Source organism: Methylobacterium sp. C1 (genome assembly GCF_001854385.1).
Lineage (GTDB): Bacteria > Pseudomonadota > Alphaproteobacteria > Rhizobiales > Beijerinckiaceae > Methylobacterium > Methylobacterium radiotolerans.
The window spans coordinates 3,578,478-3,597,204 of sequence record NZ_CP017640.1; the positions used below are offsets into that span (position 1 = coordinate 3,578,478).

17 protein-coding genes and 1 other RNA gene are annotated in these 18,727 nt (G+C 71.1%); 12 read left to right on the forward strand and 6 right to left on the reverse strand.

The features are described from left to right. Positions 1–50: 50 nt before the first annotated feature. Both BKE41_RS16620 and BKE41_RS16625 read left to right on the forward strand, forming a co-directional pair. Positions 51–500, forward strand: a complete 450-nt coding sequence (locus BKE41_RS16620; protein ID WP_012320084.1) for a hypothetical protein — start codon at positions 51–53, stop codon at positions 498–500. Positions 501–548: 48 nt separating this feature from the next. Further along, positions 549–1,268, forward strand: coding sequence for a glutathione S-transferase (locus BKE41_RS16625; protein WP_053621081.1), 720 nt, complete (start codon positions 549–551; stop codon positions 1,266–1,268). A gap of 15 nt (positions 1,269–1,283) precedes the next feature. Here BKE41_RS16625 and BKE41_RS16630 read toward each other — a convergent pair whose 3' ends face one another. Together BKE41_RS16630 and BKE41_RS16635 are read right to left on the reverse strand one after the other, a co-directional pair. Further along, the gene (locus tag BKE41_RS16630) at positions 1,284–3,041 is read right to left on the reverse strand and encodes a bifunctional protein-serine/threonine kinase/phosphatase (RefSeq protein WP_070999850.1); all 1,758 of its coding nucleotides are present in this window, start codon (positions 3,039–3,041) and stop codon (positions 1,284–1,286) included. After that, entirely contained in the window at positions 3,038–4,576 is a 1,539-nt protein-coding gene (locus tag BKE41_RS16635; RefSeq protein WP_070999851.1) for a YifB family Mg chelatase-like AAA ATPase, read from the reverse strand. The genes BKE41_RS16630 and BKE41_RS16635 overlap by 4 nt, the downstream gene beginning before the upstream one ends. A gap of 143 nt (positions 4,577–4,719) precedes the next feature. Here BKE41_RS16635 and BKE41_RS16640 point away from each other — a divergent pair, with 143 nt between their 5' ends. The 4 genes from BKE41_RS16640 to BKE41_RS16655 all read left to right on the forward strand — a co-directional run bounded on the left by BKE41_RS16640 (position 4,720) and on the right by BKE41_RS16655 (position 7,475). Next, positions 4,720–4,980 carry a PepSY domain-containing protein gene (locus BKE41_RS16640; protein ID WP_012320088.1) on the forward strand — a complete coding sequence of 87 codons (261 nt, stop codon included), beginning with the start codon at positions 4,720–4,722 and terminating at the stop codon, positions 4,978–4,980. A gap of 54 nt (positions 4,981–5,034) precedes the next feature. After that, an RNA gene (gene ffs / locus BKE41_RS16645) (signal recognition particle sRNA small type) lies at positions 5,035–5,133 on the forward strand. A gap of 37 nt (positions 5,134–5,170) precedes the next feature. Next, positions 5,171–7,084 carry a DNA polymerase III subunit gamma/tau gene (locus tag BKE41_RS16650; protein ID WP_070999852.1) on the forward strand — a complete coding sequence of 638 codons (1,914 nt, stop codon included), beginning with the start codon at positions 5,171–5,173 and terminating at the stop codon, positions 7,082–7,084. A 67-nt stretch (positions 7,085–7,151) separates the two neighbouring features. Further along, positions 7,152–7,475 (forward strand): YbaB/EbfC family nucleoid-associated protein, encoded by a 324-nt coding sequence (locus BKE41_RS16655; RefSeq protein WP_012320090.1) that lies wholly within the window; start codon positions 7,152–7,154, stop codon positions 7,473–7,475. Positions 7,476–7,635: 160 nt separating this feature from the next. Here the strand turns inward: BKE41_RS16655 and BKE41_RS16660 are convergent, their stop codons facing one another. Next, positions 7,636–9,255: a phosphoenolpyruvate carboxykinase gene (locus BKE41_RS16660; protein ID WP_012320091.1), complete on the reverse strand. Its 1,620-nt coding sequence runs from the start codon at positions 9,253–9,255 to the stop codon at positions 7,636–7,638. 415 nt (positions 9,256–9,670) lie between these two features. Between BKE41_RS16660 and recR the strand changes: the two genes are divergently transcribed. From recR to truA, 4 genes are all read left to right on the forward strand, one after another. Then, positions 9,671–10,276: a recombination mediator RecR gene (gene recR, locus BKE41_RS16665; RefSeq protein WP_012320092.1), complete on the forward strand. Its 606-nt coding sequence runs from the start codon at positions 9,671–9,673 to the stop codon at positions 10,274–10,276. Positions 10,277–10,380: 104 nt separating this feature from the next. Then, complete coding sequence (gene def / locus BKE41_RS16670; protein WP_012320093.1) at positions 10,381–10,896, forward strand: peptide deformylase; 516 nt, start codon at positions 10,381–10,383, stop codon at positions 10,894–10,896. A gap of 7 nt (positions 10,897–10,903) precedes the next feature. After that, positions 10,904–11,845 carry a methionyl-tRNA formyltransferase gene (gene fmt / locus BKE41_RS16675; protein WP_053621077.1) on the forward strand — a complete coding sequence of 314 codons (942 nt, stop codon included), beginning with the start codon at positions 10,904–10,906 and terminating at the stop codon, positions 11,843–11,845. After that, complete coding sequence (gene truA / locus BKE41_RS16680; protein WP_024829498.1) at positions 11,845–12,606, forward strand: tRNA pseudouridine(38-40) synthase TruA; 762 nt, start codon at positions 11,845–11,847, stop codon at positions 12,604–12,606. The genes fmt and truA overlap by 1 nt, the downstream gene beginning before the upstream one ends. Here the strand turns inward: truA and dapE are convergent. The 3 genes from dapE to BKE41_RS16695 form a co-directional block, all read right to left on the reverse strand. After that, complete coding sequence (gene dapE / locus BKE41_RS16685; protein ID WP_012320096.1) at positions 12,588–13,766, reverse strand: succinyl-diaminopimelate desuccinylase; 1,179 nt, start codon at positions 13,764–13,766, stop codon at positions 12,588–12,590. The genes truA and dapE overlap by 19 nt on opposite strands. A gap of 80 nt (positions 13,767–13,846) precedes the next feature. Then, positions 13,847–16,192: an amylo-alpha-1,6-glucosidase gene (locus BKE41_RS16690; RefSeq protein ID WP_070999853.1), complete on the reverse strand. Its 2,346-nt coding sequence runs from the start codon at positions 16,190–16,192 to the stop codon at positions 13,847–13,849. Between the two features lie 148 nt (positions 16,193–16,340). After that, positions 16,341–17,471 (reverse strand): glycosyltransferase family 4 protein, encoded by a 1,131-nt coding sequence (locus tag BKE41_RS16695; RefSeq protein WP_070999854.1) that lies wholly within the window; start codon positions 17,469–17,471, stop codon positions 16,341–16,343. A gap of 466 nt (positions 17,472–17,937) precedes the next feature. Between BKE41_RS16695 and rpmI the strand changes: the two genes are divergently transcribed. Further along, positions 17,938–18,141: a 50S ribosomal protein L35 gene (rpmI, locus tag BKE41_RS16700; RefSeq protein ID WP_007561407.1), complete on the forward strand. Its 204-nt coding sequence runs from the start codon at positions 17,938–17,940 to the stop codon at positions 18,139–18,141. Between the two features lie 51 nt (positions 18,142–18,192). Beyond that, positions 18,193–18,570, forward strand: a complete 378-nt coding sequence (rplT, locus tag BKE41_RS16705; protein WP_012320099.1) for a 50S ribosomal protein L20 — start codon at positions 18,193–18,195, stop codon at positions 18,568–18,570. The last annotated feature ends 157 nt before the right edge of the window (positions 18,571–18,727 follow it).

Consider the following 18,727-nt stretch of genomic DNA (forward strand, 5'->3'; position numbering starts at 1 on the left):
ATCATGAGCGAGAGCTGAACACGGTTCGGACACCCGACGAGGCCGCCCGTATGAAGACTTCGATCCTCGCCACCTTCGCCGTCCTCGCGCTCGTCTCGGCTGCCGAGGCGCGGCCTCACCGGCACCCGGCCGCCCCGAAGGTGAACGCCGCCGAGGCCGAGAAGGTGCTGGGGCCGCTGCGGCAGGCCGCCACCGCGTGCTTCGCCGAGACGGTGCTGTCGAACCCGAAGGCCACCGCCGAGGCGCGCGCCGGCCGCTGGTACGAGGCCGTCGGCATCACCGGCTTCCTCTGCCGCCCGGAGGTCGCCGCGATGATCCAGGCCCACGACAGCCTCTACGGGGCGAAGACCGGCGAGCGCTACTTCAAGGGTGCCTACGTCAAGCACCTGGACCAGCAGCTCGCCGAGCGCCTCCAGCCGATGTTCGCGCGCAAGGCCGTCGCCAGCGCCGAGCCGCCGGTCGAGAAGGCCTCGGCCGAGGAGCCGGCCGAGAACAACTGAGCGGGAACCGACCGGGCCCGCCGCGCCTTCCCCGACCCGGAGGCGGCGATGCCCTACGAACTCCATTACTGGCCGATGATCCAGGGGCGCGGCGAGTTCGTCCGCCTCGCGCTCGAGGAAGCCGGCGCCGACTACGTCGACGTGGCCCGCCAGGACGACGATTCGGGCGGCATCGGACCGATGCTCGACCGCCTGTCCGACCCGGCCGATCCGCGGCCGCCCCTGGCTCCGCCCTTCCTGCGCGACGGCGACGTCGTCGTCGGGCAGAGCGCCGCGATCCTGCTCTATCTGGGGCCGCGCCTCGGCCTCGTGGGCGCTTCGGAGAGCGACCGGATCTGGACCCACCAGCTCCAGCTCACCGTCGCGGACGCGGTCGACGAGGCGCACGACACCCACCATCCCGTCGGCGTCGGCCTGTACTACGCGGATCAGAAGCCCGAGGCGCTGCGCCGGGCGGCCGAGTTCCGGGACGAGCGCATCCCGAAATACCTCGGCTATTTCGAGCGCGTGCTGGCGGCGAACGGCGGCGGCCGGCTCGTCGGCGCGAATCTCTGCTACGCCGACCTGTCGCTGTTCCAGCTCGTCGACGGCCTGCTCTACGCCTTCCCCAGGGCCACCGCCGCGGCCCTTCGGAGGACGCCGCAGGTGGCGGCGCTCCACGAGACCGTGGCGCGCCGCCCGCGGCTCGCCGCCTACCTCGCCAGCGAGCGCCGGATCCCGTTCAACGAGGACGGCATCTTCCGCCGCTATCCCGAACTGGATCCCTGAGGCGCGCGCCGGGGCTCACCGACGCGGGCCGGCGACCAGGATCGCCGCGAGCGCCAGCGCGATGAGCCCGAGCACCAGCGACAGCAGGCGCCAGAACAGCAGCGGGTCGCGCTCCAGAAGCGACGCCCGCCGGCCGTCCGTGAAGGCCGGGTTGGGGTGGCGCAGGTCGTGGACGAAGGCCGACAGGGCCGTGTAGCGCCGTTCCGGATCGGGATGAACGGCCCTGCGCAGCGCTTCGTCGACCCAGACGGGCAGCAGCGGGCGTACGGTGAGCGCCGACGCGTAGCGCAGCCGCCGCTGCGCCGCGCGCGTCCGCGCCCGGGGCACCGCGTCGCCGTAGGGCAGCCGCCCCGTCAGCATCTGGTAGGTGATCACGCCGACCGCGAAGACGTCCGACCGGACGGTCGCCGGGGCGCCGAGGAAGCACTCGGGCGCCGTGTACTGCACCGTGCCCAGGATCTCCGACGGGTCGATCCGCGGGTCGCCCTCGACCACGCCGGCGACCTGCGTCGCGCCGAAATCGATGACCTGGACGGTCCCCGCCGCGTCGATCAGGACGTTGTCGGGCCGCAGGTCCTGATGGACCATCTCCCGCCGGTGTAAGGCCTGCACGCCCCGGGCGAGCTGCTCGACGAGCGCCCGCACCGCCTCCAGTTCTGGCGCCGCGTGGTCGCGCATCCACTGGGTCAGCGTCTGGCCCTCGACGTAGCGCATCACCGTGTAGAGGTGGCTGCGCTGGCCGGCCCGGGAATGGGCCTTGAGCACGTGAGGACTGTCGATCCGGCGCGCGATCCACTCCTCCATCACGAAGCGCTTCCGATGCGCCGGGTCGTCCCGCAGGTCGAGGGACAGCACCTTCAGGGCGACCTGGGCGCCGGTCTCGGCGTCCACCGCGAGGTAGACGCGGCTGCGCGGACCGGAGTGCAGGATCCGCAGCAGCCGGAAGCCGTCGAGCTCCGCGGGCGGATCGAGCAGCGGCGCCGGGTCCAGCCCCTCGGCCTCGCCGAGCAGGTCCGCCGGCTCGCCGGCCGGCACCGTCTCGACCCGCACGATCTGGATCGTCAGGTTGTCCGGGCTGCCGGCCGCCAGGGCCATCTCCACGATCGTCCGCGCGGCGGCGTCCAGGGTCTCGGCCGCCGCGATCGCCGCCACGATGTCGCGGGGCCGGACATGCTCGTGCACGCCGTCGGTCGTCAGCACGAAGGTGTCGCCCGCCGCGATGCCGACGGCGTGGTAGTCGATCTCCAGGCGGGCCTGCGCCCCGAGCGCCCGGCCGAGATAGGATTCCGCGGGGGAGACCACCACGCGGTGGTCCTCGGTGAGCTGCTCGAGGGACCTGCCGGAGACGCGCCAGATCCGGCCATCACCGACGTGGAAGAGGTGGGCCGCGCGCGATTTCAGCACGAGGGCGTCGAAGGTCGTGACGTGACCCCGGTCGAGGTCGTTCGGGTCGGCGCCGCGCCGGGTCTCGGCGAAGAGCCAGGAATTGGTCGCCGCGATCACGCGCTGCGCCGAGGTCTTCACCGACCACGTGTCGGGCGTGGCGTAGTAGTCGCTGAGGAAGCTCTTGACCGCGGTCTCGCTCGCCGCGGCCCCGGCGGCGCTGCTGCTGATCCCGTCGGCGAGGGCCACCGCGATGCCCTTCAGGCCGAGGGCCGGCTGGACCGGGACCAGGGCGCCGTTGAAGTCCTGGTTGGCCGCCTTGCGGCCGGCGCTGCTGTGCTGGCCGATCGTGACCGTCAGGTCGGCCGGACCGTCCGAGACGGCACTCACGCGGCGGCCGCCGCGCCGTCGCCGCGGCCCCGGTACGACAGGGCCTCCGCGAGGTGGAGCCGGCGGACCTGGGCCTCGCCGTCGAGATCGGCGAGGGTCCGGGCGACGCGCAGCGTCCGGTGGAAGCCGCGGGCGGAGAGGCGCATGCTCTCGGCCGCCTGACGGATCAGCGCCGTCCCGTCGGCGTCGGGGCTCGCGACGTCCGAGATCAGCGTCGCCGGACAGGTCGCGTTGGTGGTGGAATCCGGCAGACCGCGCGCGGCGTAGCGCGCGCCCTGGAGGGCGCGGGCGGCCGACACGCGCGCGGCCGCCTCGCGGGAGCCCTCGGCCGGCGCCGGCAGGATTAGGTCGGCGGCCGTGACCGCCGGCACCTCGACGCGCAGGTCGATGCGGTCGAGCAACGGTCCGGAGATCCGCGACTGGTACTGCGCCATGCAGCGCGCGTTCGGCCCGCGCCGGCAGGCGTAGCCCGGTTCGAGTCCCTGGCCGCAGCGGCACGGGTTCATCGCCGCGACCAGCTGGAAGCGCGCCGGGTAGGTGACCCGGTGGTTGGCCCGGGCGATCATCACCGCCCCGGATTCCATCGGCTGGCGCAGGCTGTCGAGCACCTGCGGGGCGAATTCGGGCAGCTCGTCCAGGAACAGCACCCCGCCATGGGCGAGGGAGACCTCCCCGGGCCGGGCGCCGAGCCCGCCACCCACGAGCGCCGCCATCGAGGCGGAATGGTGCGGCTGCCGGAACGGGCGGCGGCTGGAGAGGGCGCCGCCCTTCAGCGCGCCCGCCACCGACTGGATCATGGAGATGTCGAGCAGCTCGCGCGGCGTGAGCGGCGGCAGGATCGACGGCAGACGGGCCGCGAGCATGGATTTGCCCGAGCCCGGCGGACCGTTCATCAGCAGGTTGTGGCCGCCGGCCGCCGCGATCTCGAGGGCGCGCTTGGCACCCTCCTGCCCCCGGATGTCGGCGAGGTCCGGAAGCGGCCCGGTCGGCGCGGCGACGGCGGGCTCCGGCCGCGCCATGACCTGGCTGCCCTTGAAGTGGTTGGCGAGCTGGATCAGCGAGCGCGGCGCGAGCACGTCGAGGTCGCCCCCGGCCCAGGCCGCCTCCGGCCCGGTGGCGGCCGGGCAGATGAGCCCGAGCCCCCGGGCACCGGCCGCCACGGCGGCCGGCAGCACGCCGCTGACCGCCGTGATGCTGCCGTCGAGGGCGAGTTCGCCGAGGACGCAGTAGCCGGCGAGCGCGTCGGCCGGGATCGCGCCGATCGCCGCCATGACGCCCAGCGCGATCGGCAGGTCGAAGTGCGAGCCTTCCTTGGGAAGATCCGCCGGAGCGAGATTCACCGTGATGCGCTTGGCGGGCAGTGCCAGTCCGGAGGCGATCAGCGCGCCGCGGACCCGCTCGCGCGATTCCGCCACCGCCTTGTCGGGCAGACCGACGACGGTGAAGACCACAGAGCCCGGGACGATCTGGACCTGCACGTCCACCGCCCGCGCCTCGATGCCCTCGAAGGCCACGGTGGCGACGCGGGTGACCATCGGTGCCAAGTCCTCGCCGCCGCGTTCCGGTACGGCCCAGATGTGCGGCAGATCCGGGAGCGGCTCAAGGGCATCGCCGCCATGGAACTCCGCTGCCGCCGGCCTGTTCACAGCCGGACACAATGGCCGGATCGGAGACAGCCATGCGCCTGACCACGACCCTTCTCGCCCTGACCCTGATCGCCGGCAGCAGCCTCGCCGCCCGCGCCGACGAGAAGCTCCCGCCGGACCAGCAGGCGAAGGTCGAAGCCATGCTCAAGCAGGAGGGCTTCACCAAGTGGAAGGAGATCGAGCTCGACGACGGCATGATCGAGGTCGACGACGCGATCGACGCGAGCGGCAAGCAGTTCGACCTGAAGCTCGATCCGAAGACCCTGGCGATCGTCAAGCGCAAGGCCGAGTAGGCGGCGCCGAGAGGCAGCGCTTGCGTTCAGAGCGAGGCCCGGCCATATAGCCGGCGGGGGGTTGGCGAGGGACGTTTCACTCGCCAACCGGGTCAGGTCCGGAAGGAAGCAGCCCTAACGAGACCGAGCGGGTCTTCGTCCAGCCTCCCACCTCATTCCACGGCGCGCGGCAGCCAGACCCAGACACGGCATGGACGCTACGACCGGCACGCCTGACGACGAGCCGGGCCTGCCCGGGTTTCCAGCGCCCCCCGCCGCGGCGACGCCCTACCGGGTGCTCGCCCGAAAGTATCGCCCGACCAATTTCGGCGACCTGATCGGCCAGGACGCGATGGTGCGGACCCTCGCCAACGGGTTCGCGGCCAACCGCATCCCGCAGGCCTGGATGCTCACCGGCGTTCGCGGCGTCGGCAAGACCACGACGGCGCGCATCCTGGCCCGCGGCCTCAACTACGCCCGCGCCGGACAGCCCGACACCGGCCCGACCGTGTCGATGCCGGAACTCGGCCTCCACTGCGCGGCGATCATGGAATCCCGGCACATGGACGTGCTGGAGATGGACGCCGCCTCGCATACCGGTATCGACGACGTCCGGGCGATCATCGACGGCATCCGCTACGGGCCGGTCTCGGCGCGCTACAAGGTCTACATCGTCGACGAGGTCCACATGCTCTCCGAGAAGGCGTTCAACGCCTTCCTGAAGACGCTGGAGGAGCCGCCGCCGCACGCGAAGTTCGTGTTCGCCACCACGGAGATCCGCAAGGTCCCGGTGACGATCCTGTCCCGCTGCCAGCGATTCGACCTGCGCCGCGTCGAGGCGCCGACCCTGCACGCCCATCTCGCGAAGGTCTGCGCGGCCGAGGGGGTCATCGTCGAGGACGAGGCGCTGGGGGCCATCGTGCGGGCCGCGGAAGGGTCCGTGCGCGACGCGCTCTCGTTGCTCGACCAGGCGATCGCCCACGGCGCCGGCACGATCACCGCGCAGAGCGTCCGCGACATGCTGGGCCTCGCCGATCGCGCCCGGATCCTCGACCTGTTCGAGGCGGTGATGCGCGGGTCGGTCCCGGCCGCCTTCGCGGAACTGCGGGCGCAGTACGATTCCGGCGCGGACCCGTCGGTGGTGCTCTCGGATCTAGCGGCCTTCACGCATCTCGTCACCCGGCTCAAGGTGGTGCCGGAGGCGGCCGCGGACCCGACGCTCAGCGAGACGGAGCGCGTCCGCGGGGCCGCGTTCGCCGACAAGCTCTCGATCCGCGCCCTGTCGCGGGCGTGGCAGATCCTGCTGAAGGCGATTCCCGAGGTCCAGGCCGCGCCCCGGCCGCTCGCGGCGGCCGAGATGGCGATCGTGCGCCTCGCCTACGCGGCCGATCTGCCGACCCCCGACGAGGCGCTGCGCCAGCTCAGGGCCGAGGCGGCCGCGGCCCCCGCGGACGAGGCCCCGGCCGTGTCGGCCCGGCCGCCGCTTCCGCCGATCCCCGACCTGCGCGGCGGCGGCTCCGCCGCGCTCGCCGCGGCACCCCGCACGGCAGCCGCGGACACCGCCCCGGTCACGGCACCCGTGGCCGCGCCCGTCGCCGTGAACGCGACCGCGAGCGTCGCCATGAGCGCGCCCGTCGCTGCGCCGGCGCCGAGACCGGCGCCCGTGGCACCGCCGACGCCGCGCCTCGGACGGTTCGAGGACCTGATCGCGCTGGCGGACGCCAACCGGGACATCCTGCTGCGGACCGCCCTCGAGCGCGACGTCCACCTGGTGCACTTCGAGGAGGGGCGGATGGAGTTCCGCCTCGCCTCCGGCGGCCGGTCGAGCCTCGCCAACGACATCGCCGCCGCCATCGAGCGGTGGACCGGGCGGCGCTGGGTGGTGGCCCTGTCGAAGGACGAGGGCGCCCCGACCCTCGACGCGGCGGCCCGGGCCGCCACCGAGACCCGCCGGGAGAATGCCGCCGCCGACCCCTTCGTGCGCGAGGTGCTGACGCGCTTCCCCGGGGCCGAGATCGTCGACGTGCGCGAGACCGCGCCCGAGGCCCTGCCCTCCGCCGAGCAGGAGATCCTCGGGGAAGGCGATGCCGCGCGGGTCGGCGAGGTCGAGGACGACGACGCCTGACGCGGCGCACGGTGGCGCCCGGGCCGGGCCATACCCAGATCAGACGAGGAAACGGAAAGAGAGCCGCATGCGCGACCTGATGGGCATCATGAAGCAGGCTCAGGCCATGCAGGAGAAGATGGCCAACCTGCAGTCCGAGATGGATGAGATCGAGGTGAGCGGCGCCTCCGGCGGCGGCTCCGTCCGGGTCACCATGACCGCCAAGGGCCAGATGAAGGGCGTCAGCATCGACCCGTCGCTGATGGTGGCGGACGAGCGCGAGATCCTGGAGGACCTGATCGTGGCCGCCTGCAACGACGCCCGCGGCAAGGCCGAGGCGACCATGCAGGAGCGCATGGCCGAGCTGACGAAGGGCCTGCCGCTGCCGCCGGGCATGAAGCTGCCCTTCTAATCTGCAGGTCCGACGGAACGATCGAAACCGTCGTCTTCGCGAGTGCGGCGGAGCGATCCGGCAGCGCCGCGCTCGTCGAGGACGCACTGCCCTGGACTGCTTCGTCGCGCTCGCGAGGACGGGGAAGAACGGGCGGCCCTGCGAGCCGCCCGTCCGATCTTCAGGCCGCGATCGCCTGCGCGGTCGGCCCGGCAGAGCGCACGTCGGCGTCGACATGGTCCTCGAACCGCTTGAAGTTGTCGTCGAACATCTTCACCAGCCGCGCGGCCGTCTCCACGAAGGCACCCTTGTTGGCCCAGGTCTTCACCGGGGTCAGGATGTGCGGCTCGACGCCCGGAACCGAGACCGGCACTGCGAAGCCGAAATACGGGTCACGCCGGAACTCGGCCTGCGCCAGCGAGCCGTCGAGGGCGGCGCTCAGCAGGCGGCGCGTCACGCGGATCGGCATCCGCCGGCCGGTGCCGACGCCGCCGCCGGTCCAGCCGGTGTTGACCAGCCAGCAATCGACGCTGTGCTTGGCGATGAGGTCGCGCAGCAGGTTGCCGTAGGTGCTCGGGTGCCGCGGCATGAACGGCGCGCCGAAGCAGGTCGAGAAGGTCGCCTCCGGCCCGGTCAGGCCGCGCTCGGTGCCGGCCACCTTGGCGGTGTAGCCCGAGAGGAAGTGGTACATCGCCTCGGCGCCGGTGAGCTTGGCGATCGGCGGCATCACCCCGAAGGCGTCGCAGGTCAGCATCACGATGTTCTTCGGATGCCCGGCCCGGCCCGTGGCGCTCGCGTTGGCGATGAAGTCCAGCGGGTAGGCGCAGCGTGTGTTCTCGGTGAGCGACGCGTCGTCGAAGTCCGGCACGCGGGTGACCGGGTCGATGATCACGTTCTCCATCACCGTGCCGAAGCGCTCGGTGGTGGCGTAGATCTCCGGCTCGGCGTTGCGCGAGAGACGGATCGTCTTGGCGTAGCAGCCGCCCTCGAAGTTGAAGATCCCGGAATTCGACCAGCCGTGCTCGTCGTCGCCGAGCAGCTGGCGGGAGGAATCGTTCGACAGCGTCGTCTTGCCGGTCCCGGACAGGCCGAAGAAGATCGCCGAGCCGCCCTCGGCGTCGAGCGCCGCGTTGGCCGAGCAGTGCATCGGCATCACGCCCTGCCCCGGCAGGATGTAGTTCAGGTAGGTGAAGACCGACTTCTTCATCTCGCCCGCGTAGGCGGAGCCGCCGATCAGCACGAGCTTCTTCGAGAAGTCGATGGCGATCACGGTCTTCGACCGGCAGCCGTGCCGGGCGGGATCCGCCTGGAAGCTCGGCAGGTCGATGATCGTCATGTCCGGCACGTAGGACGCGATCTCGGAGCGGTCCGGCCGGATGAGCAGGTTGCGGATGAACAGCGAGTGCCACGCGAACTCGGTGAACACCCGCGCCTTCACCCGGTAGGCCGGATCGGCACCGCCGTAGAGGTCCTGGGCGAACAGCTCCCTGCCCTCGGCGTGCTTCAGGAAGTCCTGGCGCAGGGTCTCGAACTGCTCGGGCGTGATGGCGCCGTTGTTGTCCCACCAGACCTCGTTCTCGGTGCCGGCGTCGCGGACCACGAACTTGTCCTTGGGCGAGCGGCCGGTATGGCTGCCGGTGGTGGCGACGATCGCGCCCCCGCGGGCGAGCTGCGCCTCCTTGCGGGACAGGGCCTCCTCGTAGAGGCGCGGGGCCTCGAAGTTCCAGTGGACGGCCTTGAGGTCGCGGAAGCCGGCCGCCTCGGCGCCGTGGGCCGCGTTGTGATCACCGATGTTGGTCAAGATCGTATCTCCCGGGCCCCTGTTCGACCGTCGACGCGACTGAACCGGACGGCACCGCCGTCCGGGCTTGCCCGGGAGACGTCCGTGCGGTCGTACAGGACCGCCGCACGCAGGATCTCCGTTCCCGGCCGCTCGCCTCCCCACTCTCGAGTAGGTGGCGAAGCTTCGCTGTCATAAGGGGCCCCGCCGGGAGCCCGCAACGTGTACAAACAGGTTAGACCACAGTCGTGGACTCAGGAACCCAAGTCTGTAAGCAGTTCCGTTCGTCGGGCAGCATAATGCCACCGGCGGAGCGGCTTCGGAATACCCATATACCACACAAGCGGGTACTCACCCGTCCCCGGACCCTTGCGCGGCGCCCGCCGCCGTCTATGCCCGTCCGGATCCGAAGCCCCTTCCTCGCCCCAGAGGCACGATGCCCCAAGCCGTCGCCGGCCCCGAGATCGAGCGCCTGATCCAGCTCCTCGCCCGCATGCCGGGCCTCGGACCGCGCTCGGCGCGGCGGGCCGCCCTCCAGCTCATCAAGAAGCGCGACACTTTGCTCGGGCCCCTCGCCGACGCGATGCGGGTGGCGGCCGACCGCATCGTCGTGTGCACGAGCTGCGGGAACGTCGACACCTCGGACCCGTGCACGATCTGCCGCGACGCCGAGCGCGATCCGACGACGCTCGTGGTGGTGGAGGACGTGTCCGACCTCTGGGCCCTGGAGCGCTCCGGGGCCGTGAAGGCGCGCTACCACGTGCTCGGCGGCGTCCTCTCGGCGCTGGACGGCGTCCGGCCGGAGCACCTGAACCTCGCGAGTCTCGTGGAGCGCGTGGCCCGGCCCGAGGTCACCGAGGTCATCTTGGCGCTCAACGCCACGGTCGACGGCCAGACCACCGCCCACTACGTCACGGAGTCGATCCGGCACTGCGACGTGAAGGTCACGCGCCTCGCCCACGGCGTGCCGGTCGGCGGCGAGCTCGACTACCTCGACGAGGGCACGCTGTCGGCGGCGATCCGCAGCCGGACGGCGTTCTGAGGGTCGGCGACGGGGCACCAACCGGTATTTGACCGGTCCACGGCCGCATCCTATTCGACGGAGAGCCCGGACCCGTCCCGGCGCCTTCCCTGCCGGTTCCTGCCATGACCATCCGCCCGCTCGTCATCCTTCCCGATCCTGTCCTGCGCCTGGGCTCCGAGCCGGTCGGGCCGATCACCGCCGAGATCCGCACCCTCGTCGCCGACATGTTCGAGACGATGTACGACGCCCCCGGCGTCGGGCTCGCGGCGATCCAGATCGGCGTGCCGAAGCGCGTCGTCACGATCGACACGTCGAAGGAGGAAGGCGTCCGCGACGCGCGGGTGTTCATCAACCCCGAGATCGTCTGGTCCTCGGAGGAGAAGCGGGTCTACGACGAGGGCTGCCTGTCGATCCCGGACTACTACGCCGAGGTCGAGCGGCCGGACCGGGTGCGGGTGAAGTTCCGCGACCTCGACGGCACGGAGCGGGAGATCGAGGCCGACGGCCTGCTCTCGACCTGCATCCAGCACGAGATCGACCACCTGAACGGCGTGCTGTTCATCGACCACCTGTCGAAGCTGAAGCGCGACCGGGTGATCAAGAAGTTCACCAAGGCGGCCAAGCGCGACGCGGCCTGATCCGGCCATGCGCGTCGTCTTCATGGGCACGCCGGACTTCGCGGTGCCGACGCTCGCCCGGCTCGCGCAGGACGGGCACGACATCGCGGCGGTCTATACCCGCGCGCCCGCCCGGGCCGGCCGCGGCATGAGCCTGCGCCCCTCGCCGGTCCACGCGCTGGCCGACACGCTCGGCGCTCCGGTCCTGACACCCGCGACGCTCCGCACGCCCGAAGCCGCCGAGACCTTCGCGGCGCACCGGGCCGACGTCGCCGTGGTGGTGGCCTACGGGATGCTGCTGCCGCAGGCGATCCTCGACGCGCCGAAGCACGGCTGCCTCAACCTGCACGGCTCCCTGCTGCCGCGCTGGCGCGGGGCGGCGCCGATCCAGCGCGCCGTGATGGCGGGCGATGCCGAGAGCGGCGTCGGCGTGATGCGGATGGAGGCGGGCCTCGACACCGGCCCGGTGGCGCTGGAGGCCCGGCTGCCGATCGCGCCGGGCATGACGGCGGGCGCGCTGCACGACGCCCTGATGCCGCTCGGCGCCGACCTGATGGCGCGGGCCCTCGCGGCGCTCGACGCGGGCACGCTGACCTTCACGCCGCAGCCGGAGGACGGCGTCGTCTACGCGCACAAGATTACCAACGACGAGGCGCGGATCGACTGGTCCCGACCGGCGGCTGAGGTCGCGAACCGGATCAACGGGCTGTCGCCCTTCCCCGGAGCGTTCTGCGAGATCGATCTCGGCAAGGGACCCGAGCGGGTGAAAGTGCTGCGCGCCGCCCTCGCCGAGAGCGCAGGTTCGGGCGCGGGCGCGCCGGGCACGCTGCGCGATACCGAGGGCACAGTCGCCTGCGGCAGCGGCGCGGTGCGCCTCATGGAGCTGCGCCGCGCCGGCAAGGGCGGCAGCGCGACGGGGGCCGAGTTCGTCCGCGGCGCCCGGCTGACGCCCGGCGCCCGCCTCGGCTGATGCCCCGCTACAAGCTCGTCATCGAGTACGACGGCGGCCCCTTCTGCGGCTGGCAGCGGCAGGCCGACGATCCCACGGTTCAGGGCGCGATCGAGGCGGCCGTCACGCGCTTCTCCGGCGAGAATGTCCGGCTCACCTGCGCGGGCCGGACCGATGCCGGCGTGCACGCGATCCATCAGGTCGCCCATCTCGACCTCGCCAAGGACTGGCGGACCGACACGGTCCGGGACGCCCTGAACGCCCATCTGCGGCCGCAGCCGGTGGCGATCCTGTCCGCCGAGACCGTGCCGGACAGCTTCGACGCCCGCCACTCGGCGATCCGCCGGCACTATCGCTACCGCATCCTCAACCGGCGCAGCCCCGCGGCGCTGACGCGGGCCCATGTCTGGCACGTGCCGTGGCCCCTCGACGCGGACCTGATGCACGACGCCGCCCAGCGCCTCGTCGGCCGCCACGACTTCTCGGCCTTCCGGGCCGCTGAATGCCAGGCGAACAGCCCGATCCGCACGCTGGAGCAGCTCGACGTCGCCCGCGCGCCGATGGCGCTCCACGACGAGATCGTGGTGGCGACCGCGGCGCGCTCCTTCCTGCACCATCAGGTGCGGGCGATGGTCGGCACGCTGATGCTCGCCGGCTGCCGTCGCCTCGCCGCGGACGACGTGGCCGAGATCCTCGCCTCGGGCGACAAAAGCCGCTGCGGGCCGCTGGCCCCGGCCGCGGGGCTGACCTTCGTGGGCGTCGACTACGATCCCGGGAAATAGGCGTCGAGCACGCGCCCGTAGATCGCGGTCAGCCGCTCGAGGTCGGCGACCGCCACGCATTCGTCGACCTGGTGCATCGTCTCGCCGACGAGGCCGAACTCGATCACCGGGCAGGCATCCTTGATGAAGCGCGCGTCCGACGTGCCGCCGGTGGTGGAGAGCGTCGGCGTCAGACCGGTCTCGGCCCGGATCGCCTCGGCGACGAGCGTCACGAAGGCGTCCGGCCGCGTCAGGAAGGCCGGCGCGTTCGAGGGCTGGAGGTCGAGGGTGAAGCGGACCGCGTTCCCGGCCGCCTGCTCCAGGCGCCGGCGGATCTCGGCGCCCAGGCTCTCGGCCGTCCAGTCGTCGTTGAAGCGGACGTTGAAGGTTGCCCGGGCGGTCGACGGGATCACGTTGGTGGCTGGATTGCCGACGTCGACCGTGGTGAATTCGAGGTTCGAGGCGTCGAAATGCGCGGTCCCACGATCCAGAGGCTCGGCGATCAGCGCCGAGGCGAGGCGCAGCAGGCCGGGAATCGGGTTCTCGGCCTTGTGCGGGTAGGCGACGTGGCCCTGCCGTCCGAGCACAGTGAGCTTGCCGGTCAGCGACCCGCGCCGGCCGATCTTGATCATCTCGCCGAGCCGGCCTGGGTTGGTCGGCTCCCCGAGGACGCAGTGGTCGAACCGCTCGCCCCGGCGCCGCGCCCAGTCGAGGAGCTTCACGGTGCCGTTGACCGCGGGTCCCTCCTCGTCGCCGGTGATCAGGAACGCGATGGAGCCGCCGAAATCGGCCCCGCGCCGGTCGAGGAAGGCGAGGGTCGCCGCGAGCATGCAGGCGACGCCGCCCTTCATGTCGGCCGCGCCCCGGCCGTACAGCATCCCGTCGGCCACGGCGCCCGCGAAGGGATCGTGGCGCCAGGCGCCCTCGCCCTCCGGCACGACGTCGGTGTGGCCGGCAAAGACGAGGCACGGACCGTTCTGCCCGATGCGGGCGTAGAGGTTCGGCGTATCGGGATAGCCGGGCTCCGCGAAGACCGGCCGCTCGATCGCGAAGCCGGCCGGCCGGAGCGCGTCGGCGACCACGTCGAGGGCGCCCCGATCTTCCGGTGTCACGGACGGGCAGCGGATCAGGTCCTGCGCGAGGCGCAGGGCCGCGTCGGGGGCGTGATGGTCAGCCGGCATGAACCCGTCCTCGGCGGCGCGAGGTGCCGCGCGGCCCGCTTAACCCGAAGCGGGCCGCCCCGGAACTCCCGACCCGGGCCCTACTTGGTGACCACGACCTGCACGTCGCCGTGGCGGCGCTGCACCGAGACGGTGACGTCGTCGTCGTAGCGCTGGAAGCGGATGTCCAGGCGCGAGCCGCCGAGCTTCACGTTGTAGAGCGTCACCCCGTCGAGGAAGCCCGGCAGGATCGGGTTCTTGAGCCGGACGCGGTTGCGCTCGTGGTCCAGTTCGAGGCCGAGGCAGGCCGCCAGGAACGCGAACGGCGCCGCCGCCGCCCAGGCCTGCGGGCTGCAGGCGACCGGGTACGAGACCGGGCCGCGCTGCTTGCGGCGCATGAAGCCGCAGAACAGCTCCGGCAGCCGCTTCTGGTCCTGGTAGAGCGAGGTGTCGAACATCCCCTGGAAGATGCGCGCGGCCTCGTGCTTGCGGTCGTAGCGCGCGAGACCCATCGCGATCAGCGCGTTGTCGTGCGGCCAGATCGAGCCGTTGTGGTAGGACATCGGGTTGTAGCGCGCCTCGCCCTTGGCGATCGTGCGCACGCCCCAGCCGTTGAAGCCGTCCTTGCACAGCAGCGTCTCGGCGACCCGCGCCGCCCGCTCCGGCTTGGCGATGCCGGTGAACAGGGCGTGGCCGGCATTGGAGGAGCGGACCGCGCACTGCTTCTTCGCGCCGTCGAGCGCCAGCGCGTAGGTGCCGATCTCCTCGTTCCAGAAAGCCGCGTCGAACCGCTCGCGCAGGCTCGCGGCCTCCTGGGTGAGCCGCTGGGCCATCGGGTCGTGGCCGAGGAGCGCCGCGAGCTTCGCCATGCCGTTCTTGGCCGCGTAGACGTAGCCCTGTACCTCGCAGAGAGCGATCGGGCCCTTGGCCAGGTGGCCGTCGGCGTGGAAGATCGAGTCGTGGCTGTCCTTCCAGCCCTGGTTCTCGAGGCCCTTGTCGGTGTCGCGGGCGTACTCGACGAACCCATCACCGTCGCGGTCGCCGTAGCGGTCCATCCATTCGAGCGCCAGTTCGAGGGCCGGCCAGATCGCCCGCACGGTCTCGAGGTCGCCCGTGACCGCGTAGTACTCCCAGGCCAGCATCACGAAGAGCGGCGTGCCGTCGATGGTGCCGTAATAGTGCCGGAACGGCACCTCGCCGAGCATCGCCATCTCGCCGCGGCGGGTCTCGTGCAGGACCTTGCCGGGCTGGGCGTCGGCGGCCGGATCGACCGCCTTGGCCTGCGTCGAGGCGAGGTAGCGCAGGACCCCCCGGGCGAATTTCGGGTCGATCCACAGGGCCATCATCGCGGTGATGATGCCGTCGCGCCCGAACACCGTGGAGTACCAGGGGATGCCGGCGAACGGGTAGATGCCCTCCGGGGTGCGGCTCGCGAGCATGTAGAGGTCGGCGGTTGCCCGGCACAGGCCCTCGTTGAACTGGTCGTTCGACGAGATGATTGTGGTGATGCCGGCGGTCAGCGCGCGCAGGTCGCGCCGCGAATCGCGGTAGGCGCGCGCGAAGATCGTCCCCTCACCGAGATCCTTCGGCTCGCGCCGGGCGCCGCCGGCATTGGCCGCCAGCGTGAGCCGGGCGGCCGCGTCCTCGCCGACCATCGTGTCGGTCGGCGGCTTGGTGAAGGCCCGGTGCGCCTCGAAGGTCACCCGGATGAAAAGGGAGGTCCGGCCGCCCGGCGGGAGTGACACGTCGAACGCCACCTTGCCGGGCTCGATCGAATCGGGCTTCGGGCCGAAATGCAGGGACGTCGTCCGGACGATCTCGTCCAGGCCGACGTAGCGGAACTGCACCTCGCGGTCGCTCGCCACCAGGACGCCGCGCTTGCCGCGCTCCTGACGGTCGGTCCCGCGGACCTCGAAGAGGTCGCGGAAATCTGCGTCGAAGGTGACGGCGATGCGCAGGCGCCGGTGCTTCGAATCGTACGAGCGCAGGCCGATCCGGTCGTAGCAAGCGCCGCGGAACAGGAACTTGGTGCGCTCGATCGCGATCGTCTCGCGGGGGATCGAGGTCTCGTCGTGGGCGTCGATGCGGATGTCGGGCGTCGTCATGTCGACGCTGAGCGCGCCGTTATCGTCCTGCATCACTGAGGAGAGCATCAGCGGGCGCTGGCCCTCGACCGTCACCTCCAGGCGCGAGAGGTAGCGCGTGTCTTGGAAATAGAGGCCTTCCGGCCCGGGCTGGACGCCGATGTCGCCGTAGGAATCGAGGACGCCGAAGGCCTCGCCGAACTTCAGCGAGCGCAGCGGCCGCTCGACCAGGGAGGTCTGCGCCTCGATGTGGTAGGTCGGGAGGACGTCGTCCGCGTCTTGGAATCCGTGCGCCACGCTTCCGGCGCTCGCCGCGGTCCGGGCCTTCGCATCGTGGGCCGCTGCCGTGTTGTCCGCCGCCATGCAGGGCATCTCCGGGTGCAAGTGAGGGGTGCGAATCGAGAGGGCTGCTGCATCCCTTCGATGCAGCAGCCCTTGTTCACCCTACGGATGAGTCGCCTTTAAGACGCTAGGCCGAGCCGGACCCGCCTCGCAAGCCCGGTGCCGGTTTTCAGGCCGGCATGGCGGCGACCGGGATCGCCGGCCGCGCGGAACCGTTGACCTCGCCGTACTGCGGCATGAACCCGGACTTCGGCAGCTTGATCACGTCCGCGCCGTGGGCGAGCAGCTCCTCGTAGGCGGCCACGTACTTCTTGACCATGCACTCGGCGGTGAAGGCGCTCTCAAAGTGGCGGCGCACGCCGGCGCGGCTCATCGCCTTCACCTTGGCGACAGCGGCCACGGCGTCGTCCATGTTATCGCAGAGCACGCCGCCGACGCCGTCCTTGATGACCTCCGGCACGGAGCCGTTCCGGAACGCGATCACCGGGGTGCCGGCCGACATCGCCTCGATCATCACGAGGCCGAAGGGCTCCGGCCAGTCGATCGGGAAGGCGAGAGCCAGGGCGTTGCCGAGGAAGTCCTTCTTCTGCTCCTCGTTGATCTCGCCGATGTACTCGATCAGCGGGTGGTGGATCATCGGCTCGATGACCTCGTCCCAGTAATCCTGATCGGCCTTGTCGACCTTGGCGGCGATCTTGAGGGGCGTGCCGGAGCGGATCGCCATCTCGATCGCGCGGTCGGGCCGCTTCTCGGGCGAGATCCGGCCGAGGAAGGCGAGGTAGCCGCCCTTGGCCTCCGGGTAGTACGGGCAGTTCTCGGCCGGCAGGCCGTGATGGATCGTCGCCAGCCAGTTGGAGGTCGGCGGCATGGGCAGGCGCTGGTTGTCGGAGATCGAGACCAGCGGCATGCCCGTGAAGGTGCGGTAGACCGGCATGAAGTCCGGCACGTCGAGGCGACCGTGCATCGTGGTGATGCACTTGTGGTTCAGATCCTCGAACATCGGGTACTGAAGCAGGTCGATGTGGAAGTGCAGGATGTCGAACTCGTGCGCGCGGCGGTGCACCTGATGCAGCATCGCCAGGTGGCTGGCCGTGTGATCCCGGTAGCCGAGAAGGCGCAGGCCCTCGGGCGTGCAGGCCGCGAGCTTGGCAGTCGTCTCGGAGTCACCGCTCGCGAACAGCGTGACTTCGTGGCCCTGGCGAACCAGTTCCTCTGTAATCCAGCTGACGACGCGCTCGGTGCCGCCGTAGAACTTCGGAGGGACGGCCTCCGACAACGGAGCGATCTGGGCAATGCGCACGAAGTGTCTCCTGGTTGGCCAATTTGACGGGGGGTCTAACCCTGCCGGCCTGAGCGGGACATGAATGAAACCGACGGCTAAGGTTATGGTTCCTGGCGCACCTGCTGTCCCCCGCCGTTTTGTGCGGCGCGCAAGCCGTCCCCGAATTCCCCCGAATCAGCACGGGTGAAACGGCCGCTGCCCCGCCGTCGCCGATTCGCCGGAGCGGGTGTCCTGCAGAGAAGCTCGGTCTCCGGGCTCGATACGCCGAAGCCCGGCGACGCGTTCCGTCTGATCTCGATCTCGTGCTCCGATCCGCGGGCGTTGCCGCCGCGTCAGCTTTCTGTCATAAGCCGCCCCGCGTCGAACCGCCCGGCCGATAGGGCTGCCGTGGCGGCTCGTGCTGCTCCACCAGAAGCATCAGCGCGCGAACCTCATCCGATCCTCCCGGATCGGTCCGAGATCATTTCGCGCAACGGAGAGCCAAATGCCCAAGTTGAAGACGAAATCGGGCGCGAAGAAGCGCTTCAAGATCACCGGCACCGGCAAGGTGATGTACGCCCAGGCCGGCAAGCGCCACGGGATGATCAAGCGGACGACCAAGCAGATCCGCAACCTGCGCGGCACCACGACCCTGTTCGAGGGCGATGCCGCCAACGTGAAGAAGTACTTCCTGCCGAACGCGCGGTAAGTCCTTCAACACCCGTTGCCACTGTCTTTCGTCGAATCCAGGAGATAACCGATGGCCCGCGTCAAGCGCGGCGTGACCAGTCACGCGAAGCACAAGAAGGTTCTGAAGGCCGCCAAGGGCTACTACGGCCGGCGCAAGAATACGATCCGCATCGCCAAGCAGGCGGTCGAGAAGGGCATGCAGTATGCCTACCGCGACCGCAAGAACAAGAAGCGCACGTTCCGCGCCCTCTGGATCCAGCGCCTCAACGCGGCGGTCCGCGAGCACGGCCTGACCTACTCGCGCTTCATCGACGGCCTGGCCAAGTCCGGCATCGTCGTCGACCGCAAGGCGCTGTCGGAGCTGGCGATCCACGAGCCGGCGAGCTTCGCCGCCGTCGTCGAGAAGGCGAAGGCCGCGCTGCCGCAGAACACCGCCAAGGCCGCCTGATCCAGGCCTGAGGCGAGACGGACGGAAGGCGCGGTTCCCCTGAGGAGCCGCGCCTTCGTCGTTTACGAGGTCCCGCGCCCCGCGCTTGCGCCGGCGCCCGCAACGCGCGAGAGCACGGCCCGACGGCCGACTCCGCCAACCCTGCTCGAAGACAGCG

Bases quoted from the DNA above. Each gene is read 5' to 3' on its own strand.
- BKE41_RS16620 (WP_012320084.1), top strand. From the start codon at position 51: ATGAAGACTTCGATCCTCGCCACCTTCGCCGTCCTCGCGCTCGTCTCG.
- BKE41_RS16625 (WP_053621081.1), top strand. From the start codon at position 549: ATGCCCTACGAACTCCATTACTGGCCGATGATCCAGGGGCGCGGCGAG.
- BKE41_RS16635 (WP_070999851.1), bottom strand. From the start codon at position 4,576: ATGGTCACCCGCGTCGCCACCGTGGCCTTCGAGGGCATCGAGGCGCGG.
- BKE41_RS16640 (WP_012320088.1), top strand. From the start codon at position 4,720: ATGCGCCTGACCACGACCCTTCTCGCCCTGACCCTGATCGCCGGCAGC.
- BKE41_RS16650 (WP_070999852.1), top strand. From the start codon at position 5,171: ATGGACGCTACGACCGGCACGCCTGACGACGAGCCGGGCCTGCCCGGG.
- BKE41_RS16655 (WP_012320090.1), top strand. From the start codon at position 7,152: ATGCGCGACCTGATGGGCATCATGAAGCAGGCTCAGGCCATGCAGGAG.
- recR (WP_012320092.1), top strand. From the start codon at position 9,671: ATGCCCCAAGCCGTCGCCGGCCCCGAGATCGAGCGCCTGATCCAGCTC.
- def (WP_012320093.1), top strand. From the start codon at position 10,381: ATGACCATCCGCCCGCTCGTCATCCTTCCCGATCCTGTCCTGCGCCTG.
- fmt (WP_053621077.1), top strand. From the start codon at position 10,904: ATGCGCGTCGTCTTCATGGGCACGCCGGACTTCGCGGTGCCGACGCTC.
- truA (WP_024829498.1), top strand. From the start codon at position 11,845: ATGCCCCGCTACAAGCTCGTCATCGAGTACGACGGCGGCCCCTTCTGC.
- dapE (WP_012320096.1), bottom strand. From the start codon at position 13,766: ATGCCGGCTGACCATCACGCCCCCGACGCGGCCCTGCGCCTCGCGCAG.
- BKE41_RS16690 (WP_070999853.1), bottom strand. From the start codon at position 16,192: ATGGCGGCGGACAACACGGCAGCGGCCCACGATGCGAAGGCCCGGACC.
- rpmI (WP_007561407.1), top strand. From the start codon at position 17,938: ATGCCCAAGTTGAAGACGAAATCGGGCGCGAAGAAGCGCTTCAAGATC.
- rplT (WP_012320099.1), top strand. From the start codon at position 18,193: ATGGCCCGCGTCAAGCGCGGCGTGACCAGTCACGCGAAGCACAAGAAG.